9 protein-coding genes and 1 pseudogene are annotated in these 11,908 nt (G+C 64.4%); 3 read left to right on the top strand and 7 right to left on the bottom strand.

Annotation, left to right across the window (positions count from 1 at the left end):
• Positions 1–418: 418 nt before the first annotated feature.
• From KUV65_RS03875 to KUV65_RS03865, 3 genes are all read left to right on the top strand, one after another.
• Positions 419–1,504, top strand: a complete 1,086-nt coding sequence (locus tag KUV65_RS03875) for a TRAP transporter substrate-binding protein (RefSeq protein WP_222189600.1) — start codon at positions 419–421, stop codon at positions 1,502–1,504.
• A 116-nt stretch (positions 1,505–1,620) separates the two neighbouring features.
• Positions 1,621–2,532 carry a TRAP transporter small permease subunit gene (locus KUV65_RS03870; RefSeq protein WP_222187707.1) on the top strand — a complete coding sequence of 304 codons (912 nt, stop codon included), beginning with the start codon at positions 1,621–1,623 and terminating at the stop codon, positions 2,530–2,532.
• 56 nt (positions 2,533–2,588) lie between these two features.
• Positions 2,589–4,940 carry a TRAP transporter large permease gene (locus tag KUV65_RS03865; RefSeq protein WP_222187704.1) on the top strand — a complete coding sequence of 784 codons (2,352 nt, stop codon included), beginning with the start codon at positions 2,589–2,591 and terminating at the stop codon, positions 4,938–4,940.
• 185 nt (positions 4,941–5,125) lie between these two features.
• Here KUV65_RS03865 and KUV65_RS03860 read toward each other — a convergent pair.
• The 7 genes and pseudogenes from KUV65_RS03860 to KUV65_RS03830 form a co-directional block, all read right to left on the bottom strand.
• A pseudogene (locus KUV65_RS03860) lies at positions 5,126–5,860 on the bottom strand (arginyltransferase); the annotation flags it as partial.
• An 85-nt stretch (positions 5,861–5,945) separates the two neighbouring features.
• Positions 5,946–6,386, bottom strand: coding sequence for an RDD family protein (locus tag KUV65_RS03855; protein WP_222187701.1), 441 nt, complete (start codon positions 6,384–6,386; stop codon positions 5,946–5,948).
• A gap of 138 nt (positions 6,387–6,524) precedes the next feature.
• Complete coding sequence (locus tag KUV65_RS03850; protein ID WP_308124506.1) at positions 6,525–6,962, bottom strand: DUF2852 domain-containing protein; 438 nt, start codon at positions 6,960–6,962, stop codon at positions 6,525–6,527.
• 360 nt (positions 6,963–7,322) lie between these two features.
• Positions 7,323–8,198 carry a 3-hydroxyisobutyrate dehydrogenase gene (gene mmsB / locus KUV65_RS03845; RefSeq protein ID WP_222187699.1) on the bottom strand — a complete coding sequence of 292 codons (876 nt, stop codon included), beginning with the start codon at positions 8,196–8,198 and terminating at the stop codon, positions 7,323–7,325.
• 37 nt (positions 8,199–8,235) lie between these two features.
• Complete coding sequence (locus tag KUV65_RS03840; RefSeq protein ID WP_222187697.1) at positions 8,236–9,270, bottom strand: enoyl-CoA hydratase/isomerase family protein; 1,035 nt, start codon at positions 9,268–9,270, stop codon at positions 8,236–8,238.
• Between the two features lie 69 nt (positions 9,271–9,339).
• A complete protein-coding gene (locus KUV65_RS03835) occupies positions 9,340–10,485 on the bottom strand; it encodes an acyl-CoA dehydrogenase family protein (protein WP_222187695.1) in 1,146 nt (381 codons plus the stop codon).
• A gap of 88 nt (positions 10,486–10,573) precedes the next feature.
• Positions 10,574–11,701 carry a carboxylate-amine ligase gene (locus tag KUV65_RS03830; RefSeq protein ID WP_222187693.1) on the bottom strand — a complete coding sequence of 376 codons (1,128 nt, stop codon included), beginning with the start codon at positions 11,699–11,701 and terminating at the stop codon, positions 10,574–10,576.
• Positions 11,702–11,908: the final 207 nt, after the last annotated feature.

Below are 11,908 nucleotides of genomic sequence, written 5' to 3'. Positions count from 1 at the left end.
AGGTGAAGCACCTTCAGGCTCCTGTCCGAAACTGCGCGGGACACTAGGAAGGCGTTATGGGGCCGTCAACCGAGAAAACGCCCGATCCGGCCATTTTTCTGAACAATATGTCGCACGGGAACCCTCTCGCGAAACTTTCGGTCTGCGGTCCGCGCTCTCAGGTGATTTTGCGACTCTGGCGTCGCCGCGCAGGTGCGGCCAACGGCAGAGTCGCGCGGGCATGCAGCCTCGCGGCGCAACCACAGGTTGACTGCCCGCAAAACAGGCGATTTTGGTAAGGAAATTTTACAAAAATGTGCCGTTCGGATGCGGAAAGGTGTTTTCTGCGCCCAATGCCTTCGCTAACGTGCCGCCATTCGAAGCAATAACCCGAGGTCCGAGGGGGGCCGCGGGACATCCTAATGGGGAGGATACCTGAATGGATCGTCGTTCATTCCTGCGCACGTCGGCACTCGGCGGCGCGGCGGCAGCATCCGCAACGCTTGCAGCACCGGTCTACGCACAAGGCCGCCGCGAGCTGACGCTCGTGACGTCCGTGCCGGACGGGTTCGCCATCTTCGACGACGCGGCCCAGATGGCCGTTGACTACATCGCCGAGATGACGGACGGCCAGCTGACCATCAACAAGAACCCGGCCGGCACGCTCGTGGGCGCGTTCGAAGTGTTCGACGCCGTGTCTTCTGGCCAGGCCGATCTCTACCACTCGGCTGAATACTACTTCCTGAACCAGCACCCGGCCTTCGCGTTCTTCACCGCCGTGCCCTTCGGCATGACCTCGCAGGAGATGGCCAACTGGTATTACCGCCGCGGCGGTCAGGACCTGCACGACAACCTGTCGTCGCTGTTCAACCTCAAGCCGTTCATGTGCGGCATGACCGCAATGCAGCCCGGTGGCTGGTTCAACATCGAGATCAACTCGGCCGACGACCTGCAGGGCCTGCGTTTCCGCATGCCGGGTCAGGGTGGCCAGGTGCTCGGCCGCCTCGGCGCATCGGTGCAGAACATCCCCGGCGGCGAGATCTACCAGGCGCTGTCCTCGGGTCAGATCGACGGTGCGGAATGGATCGGCCCCTACGCGGACGAGCGCATGGGCTTCCAGGAGGTCACGTCGAACTACTACACCTCGGGCTTCCACGAGCCGGGCTCGGCGCTCTCCCTGGTGTTCAACCTCGAGGTCTGGGAATCGCTGACGCCGCAGCAGCAGAAGATCGTCGAAGTCGCCACTCAGGCCACTCACGCGCAGAACACCGCGCTGTCGCTGGCCGAAAACGGTGCTGCTCTGGCCCGTCTGCAGGCCGCTGGCGTGCAGGTGCGCGAATTCCCCGAAGACGTCTGGGATGCGTTCGGTCGTGCCTCGGCCGAGGTCCGCGAAGAGAACATGGGCGATCCGATCTACGCGGAAATCGCCAACAGCTACTTCGCCTCGCTCGAAGAGTCGGCGAATTGGTACGAGATCGGCGATGGCGAGTACATGCGCCAGCGTAACCGCGTGAACGCGGCCTGATCCGAACCTGACGCTTCGTCCCGCCCGGGCCGCTCTGGCACCGGGCGGGATATTTGCTTGCGACCAATCCGAGTGTCGACGCTGCCCGGGGCAGGGCGCGTCCGGGGGACCACCGCATGATCGACTTCATCCTGTGGGTGCTACAGAATATCGCTCTGGCGCCGTATCACCTGTTTCTCGCCATCACCAATCCCGGTGCGTGGCTGGACTGGAGCAACCCTGAATCGCTGGTGCGGTTCATCTATTACGGTGGCTCGGTCGAGTTCTTCTTTGTCGTTTTCACCACCTTCCTCGTGATCACCGCGCTTGGCATGGCCTGGAAGCGCGAGATCCTCTGGACCAGCGTGCGCGGGCTCGAATGGTTCGCCAACGGCATCGGGCGCATCGTGTCCTGGGCCGGCCTTCTGATGGTCTTGCAGCAGGTCATGATCGTGTTCCTGCAACGGATCTTCCGGGTGGCCGAGATCCAGCTCGGGCCGCTCGGCACCGCTTTCGTGCAGGACCTCAGCTGGTGGGGCGAAGAGCTGAAGCTTTACAATGCGATGGTCGTGACGCTTTGCGTCAGCTACACCTTCGTGCAGGGCGGCCATGTTCGGGTCGACCTCGTCTACTCGGCGGTCAAGTTCCGCACCAAGCGCATGATCGACATGGTCGGCAGCATCATCTTCATGATGCCCGCCATCGTTCTGACCTACCTGTATGCCTGGTTCTTCATGTGGCGGCACCTTGTCGTGCCGAACCCGTCGGCCTCGGCCGAACTGGACCGGATGCTGATGCAGGCGCGCGTCCTGCGCTGGAACGTCGAAACCATCGGCTTCAGCCCGAACGGTTTCAACGCCTACTTCCTGTTCAAGATCCTGCTCGTGGCCTACTGCGTACTGGTCTTCCTGCATGCCATGTCCTTCTTCTGGCGCTCCTACCTCGAATGGCTCGAAGGTGAGGAGAGCGAGGGCAAATACCTCGACCGTGACGTCATGGGGGACGAGGCCGAGGACCTTGAACACGCCATTCACTCGGGTTCGACCTGATCCGACATCATAAGACGCGGGCGCCAAGCCCGCGCAGCTAAGGGGACATCAGAGAGATGCTTTTCGGTTTGGATGGGGTCGAGATCGGTCTGATCATCGTCTTCCTGACTCTCTTCGCGGGGATCATGACGGGCTTCCCGGTGGCCTTCGCCATCGGCGGCGCCGGCGTCATTTCCTTCGGCATCATCGCAGCCCTCGACTCCGCAGGGCTGCTGATCCACCAGGCCATCGACACCGGGTCGGCGGAATATTCGGCCCTCGTGGCCGAAGGAGTGGCCCGAGATGCCATATCCGTCTTCCGATACCCGGACTTGCCAAGGGTCGAGGAAGCCTTGTTCCCCGGCGGCTGGGAACAGGCGATGGACCGCAACATCTCGTTCATCGTGAACCGCATGAACGAGCGCGTGATCGCGGGCCAGTCCATCGAGACGCTGCTGGCGGTTCTGATGTTCGTGATGATGGGCATCACGCTGGAACGCTCGAAGATCGCCGAGGATCTGCTGACCACCATGGCGCGCGTTTTCGGCCCGCTGCCGGGTGGTCTGGCCGTGTCCATCGTGCTGGTGGGCGCGTTCCTCGCCGCTTCGACCGGGATCGTCGGCGCAACCGTGGTGACCATGGGCCTGCTGGCCCTGCCGACCATGTTGCGTAACAACTACTCGCCCGAGCTTGCCACGGGTGTGATCGCGGCCTCGGGGACGCTGGGCCAGATCATCCCGCCCTCGATCGTGATCGTTCTTCTGGGCACGCTGGTCGGTGACCTCTACGCCACCGGTCAGGAAACCCGCGCCCAGCTTGCGGGCTGTTCCGACGCGCTGACCTACCTCGGCGAGCCGGCGGTTCTGTCGGTCGGCACGCTGTTCCAGGCCGCGCTTTTGCCTGGCCTGTTCCTTGCCTTCCTCTACGGCGCCTATGCGTTTGGCTTCGCCCTGTTCCGCCCGTCCAGCGCGCCGCCGGTCCAGTTCGCGGCCAGCTCGGGTGAGCCGGTGACGCGCAACGAAGCGTTGACCTGGTATCTCTACGCGCCTGTGGGTCTGATCCTTGCCGTCGTCCTCGCGGTCTCTGCCGGGATCATCGGCAGCCAGAGCGTGATCGTCTCGGATTATGCCGAGCAGGAGCGCAACAACACGCTGCGCACCAACGTTTCGGAACAGTGCCAGATGGCGATGATCGAGCTGCACGGCCAAGAGGCGTGGGACGAGGCCGTTGCCGCGCGCGAAGCCAACGCCGCCGCCGGGACGAGCGATGGCCCGGTCGAACTGACCGAGGAAGAACTGGTCGAAGCCCGCGCCGCGGCGCTGGAGAATGCGCCGCCGATCGGGTCGGGCGTGGCCACGATCTTCACCTTGCTGGCGCTTGTGCTGATCATCGCCCGCGGTGTTTCGCCCTCGTCCAGCCCGACGCCGCTTCTGGTGGGTGGTGCAGGGGTGGTCCTTGCGCTCATGGCCGATATCGCTTTCATCGGGCCGTTGACGGGGTCGGGGGCGACCTTCCTGATCCTCGCCATCCCGACGATCCTGACGCTCTATGGCTGCCGGATCGCGATGGGGCGGCTGGGGCAGAACGAGCTTCTGCGCGTGGTCTTCCCGCCGCTGGTGCTGATCGTGGCGGTGCTTGGCTCCATCCTGGGCGGCATCACCAACCCGACGCCGGCTGCGGCGCTTGGGGCGGCTGGCGCCATCATGCTGGCGGCCTACCGCAAGCTGAAGGAAGAGGACGGGTGGTCCAAGCTGATCATCTGGGCGTCCTTCGCGCTGGTCATCATGATCCTGATCGGGGTCAATTTCGACTTGCGCATCACGCGCGAGACCGTGCCCTTCCAGGACTGGGTGGCCTATATCATCGCGCAGGGCGCCTATCACTTCGCCTTCTTCGGCCTGCTCTATGCCTGCTGGGTGCTGTTGCGGATGAACATCCTGGGCCCGGTGGTGCGCGAGACGGCGAAGGTGACGTCGATGGTCTTCACCATCCTGATCGGCTCGCAGCTGCTGAACCTCGTGCTGATCTCCTTCGGGGGCGAGCACTACATCCAGCAGTTCCTGCGCGCCTTCGACAATGAATGGGCGGTGTTCCTGCTGGTGATGCTGATCCTGTTCATCCTCGGCTTCGTGCTCGACTTCCTCGAGATCATCTACATCGTGATCCCGATCGTCGGTCCCGTCATCTACGGCGGCACGCTCGATCCGAAATGGGTGACGATCATGATCGCGGTGAACCTGCAAACGTCGTTCCTGACGCCGCCGTTCGGCTTCGCGTTGTTCTACCTGCGGGGTGTCGCGCCGAAATCGGTCACCACCGGGCATATCTACCGCGGCGTGATCCCCTTCGTGGGCATCCAGGTGATCGGCCTTGCGTTGCTGTGGTTGTTCCCCGGCATCGTGACGATCATCCCGGACCTTCTGCCGTAACCGGCATTGGGCTACGTGAAATCAGGAAGGGGGCCGCGGGGCCCCCTTTTTCGTGTCGCGCAAAGCGTTATGCGTGTCGCGGGTCCGTCGCGCTTGGCGTGTCAGTCGTCGCCGCGCAGGTCGGGCAGGTTGATCTGCGCCACCTGCTGCGCGATCGGGTCGATCGACAGGGGATGCGTCTGGTTGGAATAGTCTTCCGGGTCGCCAAGCGGTTGCCAGCCGCCGTCGACATAGACCTCCAGCCCCGAGAACAGGGCCTTGTAGCCCATCTTGGCCGAACCGGGCACCCAGTAGCCGAGATAGACAAAGGGCAGGCCGACCTCGCGGGCCAGCGTCACGTGGTCGAGGATCACGTAAGTGCCGAGCGAGTCCCTCATCCGGTCGGGATCGAAGAAGGAATAGACCAGGCTCAACCCGTCATCGAGGATATCGGTAAGGCATACCGCAATCAGGGCATCGTCCGCACTGTCGCGGTATTCCACGACCCGCGTCTTGACCGGCGTTTCCTCGATCATGGCGGCGAATTCGAACACGTCCATGTCGGCCATGCCGCCATCGGCATGGCGCGCATCCAGGTAGCGCCGGAAGAGGGCGTATTGCTCCTCGGTCGCCCAGGCCGAGCGCGCGGTGCGTTCGATACCGGCGTTGCGCTTGACAACGCGGCGCTGGCCGCGCGATGGCTCGAACTCCGACACCTTGATCCGGGCCGAGAGGCAGGCCGCGCAGTCAGTGCAGGACGGGCGGTAGAGGACGTTCTGCGACCGGCGAAAGCCCTGCTTGGACAGCGCGTTGTTCAGCGTTTCGGCCTGGTCGCCCTGCAGCGCGGTAAACAGCTTCCGCTCGCGCCGCCCGTCGAGATACGGGCAGCCTTGCGGAGCCGTCACATAGAATTGCGGCGCTATCGGCAGTGTGTGGCGCATACAGTCCTAGAAAATCATCCTCACGCCAACCTGCAACAGGGGCGTGGCGCGGGGCAACATTTTTTCTGGCAAATGGTTTTGCAGGTCATTGCGGCCGATTGAGCGCGGTCGATCCGAGGATCATGTCGTGCAGGCCCTGGTGGCGTTGCGACAGCGCGATTGAGCCGACCGAGACAAGCTGCAGGATCATCGAGGCCGAGAGGAACAGGTAGATGCCCGTATGGGCCGCGGCCTCCCCGGTGCTGAGCACATGGCCCGTCCGTCCGCGCAGTTGCAGGTTCATCAATCGCATGCCGGGGGTCGCGGACCATGTCGCCACCGATCCCCAGCGATAGAGGAACGCGACGGTCAAGTAGACGACCGGCCAGATCCAGAGCAGCGCGGTCAGGGTGATGATGCCCAGAACCAGCGTGATCAGCGTCACGGCCAGCACGTCGATGACCCAGGCGAACAGGCGTTTCGCCGGGACGCCGTCATAATAGGCATGGTCATAGTCGGGGTCGGGCAGGGCGGAGTTGTAGGTCATGGCATGGGACATGGCGGGTCCAGGCAGATTCGAAAAGAGGGGGAAAACCGAATATGCCGCGCCCCCTCGGGAACATCCGGGACAGAGGGGGCGCGGCGGGGCCGGGCAGGGGAAGGGCCCGACCGGGGGGATGGCTGATCAGGCCTCGACGCTGTCGTCGGTCTTGGCCGTCTTGGCGCGCTCGTCCATGAACTGGTCGAACTCGGCCTTGTCCTTGGCGTCGCGCAGGCGCTGCAGGAAGGATTCGAAGGCCTCCTGCTCTTCCTCGAGGCGGCGCAGCGTGTCGGCCTTGTAGGCGTCGAAGGCGCTGTTGCCCGAGCTTTTGAACGCGTGGCGCGTCATGGCGTGGCGGCGGGATTTGCAGGATGCGTTGAACATGCGTTTGCTCCAGATCATGTAGGCAAGAAGGGCGAGGCCGATGGGCCAGAAGAGGATGAACCCAAGCACCATGGCGGCGATCCAGGCGCCCTTTCCGCGGGCGTCCAGCCACTCTTCGGCGCGGGAAAACCAGCCCTTCGCCTCTTGCGCCATGGGGCTGGCGGCCGGGGCAGGGGCGTGGGGTGCAGGTGCGGTCATGTGAAGTCTCCCGTTTCGATGGCAAATATTAATGTTAATCACATTCACAAATGTGGGGGATGCCGGCTTTCCTCGCAAGGGGAGAAAGTTAATCTTTTTCACATGCCGCGTATCGCTTTGAAACTTTGCGGAATTTTGTGAAATCCCGGCGGTCGTCCGGCCAAAAGAAAACCCTGCCGAAGCAGGGTTCAAAGTCGTCGTGTCTTACGAGGGTGTCCGCAGCCCGGTGCCTATGACGTGAGGTGCACCAATATTCCTGTTGTCGACACCGGGCTTAACTTGCGGACAAGTCTTGGGATGTCAAAGTTAAGTGTGCCACATTTTCGCAACAGGTCAAGAAAAACCTTTATTTGTGGCTTTTCAGGTGCTTCGCCTCCGTTTCTCGAAGCGCGGCAGCATCGCGGAGAAGTCGCGGCCCGCGCCATCCTCCGACTCGACGAATTGCGCGTAGAGCGCCGAGGCCAGCGCCCCCATGGGCGTGTCGGCATCGGCGGCCTCGGCAGCCGACTGGCTCAGGCGCAGGTCCTTCAGCATCAGGTCGGCGGCAAAGCCGGGTTTGTAGTCGTTGTCCGCCGGGCTGGTGGGGCCGACGCCGGGGGCAGGGCAGTAGGTGTTCATCGACCAGCTTTGACCCGAGGAGGTCGAGACCACGTCGAACATCGCCTGCCGGTCGAGCCCCAGCTTGTCGGCCAGCGCAAAGGCCTCGCAGGTGGCGATCATCGTGACGCCCAGGATCATGTTGTTGCAGATCTTGGCGGCCTGTCCGTTGCCCGCCGGCCCGCAATGGACGGCTTTCTGCCCCATTACGTCGAAAAGCGGCTTGGCGGTGGCAAAGGCGGCATCCTCGCCCCCCACCATGAAGGTCAGCGTGCCCGCGGCAGCCCCGCCAACCCCGCCCGAGACCGGCGCGTCGAGGAACCCGAGCCCCTTTTCCGCAGCCATCGCCGCCACGTCGCGGGCCGAGGCCACGTCGACCGTTGAGCAATCCAGCAGGATCGCGCCCGGCTCCATCGCGGGCAGAACCTCCTCGGCGACGGCGCGCAGGATGTTTCCGTTGGGCAGCATGGTGATGACCACCTCGGCCCCAGTCGCCGCCTCGGCGGCGCTGGCGGCCATGCTCACGCCCTCGGGGGCAGGGGCCGCAAGGTCGAACCCCGTCACCTCATGCCCCGCCGCGACGAGGTTCGCCGCCATGGGGGCGCCCATGTTGCCCAGTCCGATGAATCCGATCTTCATGCCTCTCCCTCCCATTTCGGCGTGTTCGCCGATCGTGTCAGAGCCTCAAGCCCTCGCCCCCCAGCGGCAGCAGCATGCGCGAGACTTCGGCCGGGCCGGGCGCCTCTGGTGCATCGTGCTTCCATGTCGGGGTGCGGTCCTTGTCGATGATCGCGGCGCGGATGCCTTCGAGGAAATCGCCGTCCTCCATCGCGCGGTAGGTATAGCGGTATTCCTGTTCCAGCGCGGCCTCGATCGAGTCGCGCAGCCGCACGCGGTGGATAATTTCGACCGCGCAGGCCATGGCCAGCGGCGAATTTCGCCCGATGGCCTTCATCGCCTTGTCGCGCACGGCCCCGTCATGGTGGTTCAGATCCACGAGGATATCGCGCAGGGTCTCGCCCGAAAACAGCCGGTCGATCTGAGCCTGTGCCTCTTTCAGCGGGCTGTCCGGGGCGGTCTCGGCGGCGCGGTCCACCGCCTCCCAATCGCCGGTCTCGCTGAGTTCCGCGATCAGGTCGGGCCAGCGGTCGCGCGGGATGTAGTAGTCGGCAAACTCCGCGTGGATCGCGTCGCCCGGTCCCATCCGGTCGCAGGTCACGCCGAGGTATTCGCCCAGCCGTCCCGGCGCGCGGGCCAGCAAAAGCGAGCCCCCCACATCGGGGATCAGGCCGATCCCGGCCTCGGGCATAGCGATCTGGCTGGTCTCGCAAACCACCCGGTGCGACCCGTGGCAGCCGACGCCGACCCCGCCGCCCATCGTGAAGCCCTGCATCAGGCTGATCACGGGCTTGGGGAAATTGAACAGCTTGGCGTTCATCCGGTACTCGTCGGCCCAGAAGCGCCGTCCATAGGCGAAATCGCCCGCCGTGCCGGTGGCAAAAAGCTCGGCGATATCGCCACCTGCGCAAAACGCCTTGTCGCCCACGGCGTCGATCACCAGCAACGCAACCGCGTCATCGCCGGTCCATTCATCCAGCGCGGCCTCGATCCGCAGGCACATGTCCCAGCTCAGCGCGTTCAGCGCGTCGGGCCGATTGAGGGTGATGCGCCCCGCGCGGCCCACGATCCGGATGTCGATGTCGTCACTCATCGTCACGACCACCCCTTTCCTCTTTCTTCACAGACGCCCTGCGACGGTCCGCCGAGGCGCGCCCGATACTCAGCCGCGCTCGGCCAGCATCTGGCGTGCCACGATCAGGCGCATGATCTCGTTGGTGCCTTCCAGGATCTGGTGCACGCGCAAATCGCGGACGATCTTCTCGATCCCGTAATCGGCAAGATAGCCGTAGCCGCCATGCAATTGCAGGCATTGATCGGCGACGCGGCTGCCCACCTCGGTCACGTGTTTCTTAGCCATGGCGCAGAACTTGGTGGCGTCGGGGTGGTTTTCGTCCAGCTTCCATGCCGCCTGCCGCAGGAAGGTGCGCGCGGCCTGCAACTCGATCTCCATCTCGGCCAGACGGAACTGCAGGGCCTGGAACTGGTCGATGGGTTGGCCGAAGGCTTTGCGCTCGCCCATATAGGTCAGCGTCGCGTCCAGCGCCGCCTGCGCGGCCCCAAGCGAACAGGCCGCGATGTTCAGCCGCCCGCCATCCAGCCCCGCCATGGCATAGCGAAAGCCCTTGCCTTCCTCTCCCAGAAGGTTCCCGGCGGGCACCTTGCAATCGTCGAACTGCACCTGCCGCGTGGGTTGGCTGCGCCAGCCCATCTTGTCTTCCAGCCCGCCGAAGGACAGCCCCTCGGCCCCGTCATCAACGATGATCGAGGAGATGCCGCGCGGCCCGTCCTCGCCGGTGCGGGCCATGACGATATAGGCATCCGAATAGCCGCCGCCCGAGATGAAGGCCTTGGTGCCGTTCATCACGTAGCCCTCGTTCGTGCGCTCGGCGCGCGTCTTCAGCGCCGCCGCGTCCGAGCCCGAGCCCGGTTCGGTCAGGCAGTAGGAAAAGAACGTCTCCATCGTCAGCGCGCGGGGCAGGTAGCGGTCGCGCAACTCTGCGCTGGCGTAATTGTCCAGCATCTTGGCGCACATGTTGTGGATCGACAAAAACGCCGCGACCGAGGCGCAGGACTGGCTGAGCGCCTCGAACACCAGCGTGGCGTCCAGCCGGCTGAGACCCGAACCGCCATTCTCTTCCGAGACGTAGAGGCCACCGAAGCCAAGCTCGGCCAGCTTCGGCCACAGGTCTTTCGGGATCGTCCCCTCGCGTTCCCACACCTGCGCATGGGGCGCGATCTCGGCCTCGCCAAAGGCCGTGGCCATGTCGAAAATGGCTTCCTGTTCCTCGCTGAGTGCGAAATCCATGGCAGACCCTCCCTTGCCGTCCATGCTGGAATTGAACGCTTGTTTAATTACCGACTGTTGCAGGAGTATTGCAAGCGCCCCGTGCGCGTCACAGATCGGCGTGGAATTCCTCGATCAGGTGGGCCACCACATCGCGCATGGCCGCGTCATGGCCCTTTCCGGCGGTGCGCGCCCCGGCATAGATCCCCCTCTGCCGCTCGGACGAGGTGCCGCCTTCGATGATCTCGCGCAGGCGCAACAGGTCGGGCAGGCAGCCCAAGGCCTCGGCATCCTCGGTCAGGATCTCGATCAACTCGTCGATCAGCTCGCCCACGGGCGTGATCTTTCCACGGCCGAAGTCGATTAACCCCTCGGTCACGCCGTAGCGTTGTGCGCGCCAGCGGTTCTCGTTCACAAGGAACCGGTCATAGACCCGCCAGCGCAGGTTCTGCTGGCGCAGCCGCACCAGCATCCGCGTCAGGCACTGGATCAGGGCGGCCAGCGCCAGCGTGTGTTCCAGCCGCGGACCGACATCGCAGATGCGGGTCTCCAGTGTCGGGAAACGGTGCGAGGGGCGCAGATCCCACCAGATCTTGGTCGTGTCCTCGATCAGGCCCAGCTCGATCAGCGTACCCGTGGCGCGTTCATACTCGGCCCAGGAGTGGAAGACGGGCGGCAGGCCCGTCCGGGGCAGGTTGTCGAACACCGTCAGCCGGTAGGAGGCGAGCCCCGTATCCACCCCCTGCCAATACGGTGACGATGCCGACAGCGCCAGCAGATGCGGCAGGAAGTAGGTCAGCTGCCGCATCAGGTCGAGGCGCATCTCGTCATCTGGGATGCCCACATGCACATGCATCCCGCAGATCAGCATGCGCCGCACGACCCCGCCCAGATCCTGCGCCAACTGGTTGTAGCGGTCCTTGTCGGTGTGGTGCTGCACCTTCCAGTCGGCGAAGGGATGGCAGGACACCGCAATGGGCGCGAGGCCGAACTCTCCCGCGCAGGCGGCCACGGTGCTGCGCAGATGTTTCAGGTCCGAGCGCGCCGCGTCGATATCGGCGCAGACGGTCGTGCCGATCTCGATCTGGCATTGCAGGAATTCCGGGCTGACCTGACCCTCCAGCTTGCTGGAGCAGGCCTCCATCAGGGCCTCGGGCGCCTCGGCGAGGTTGCCCGTCTCCTTGTCCACGAGAAGGTATTCCTCCTCGATGCCCAGCGTGTAGGCGTCCTCGGTCATCGCGGCCCCTCTCGTCTCCCAAGCACGGCGCAGGGATCAGGAAACAGGCTGCGCGTGGGCTTGCCAAGGGAAAAGGCGACGCGGGGGGCGGGTTTCCCGCAATGGCGGCGCAGGGCGGCGGTGCGTATCTTTTTTCCATCACCACACGGGTCGGGCCGTTTCTTTCCTCCCCCGTTTTGCTCTCCCACTGGCCGCCCCCTTATCCGG

Source organism: Maritalea mobilis (assembly GCF_019800885.1).
Lineage (GTDB): Bacteria > Pseudomonadota > Alphaproteobacteria > Rhodobacterales > Rhodobacteraceae > Roseibacterium > Roseibacterium beibuensis.
The sequence above is the reverse complement of the archived record's forward strand: the minus strand, read 5'-3'. Positions and strand labels throughout refer to the sequence as shown.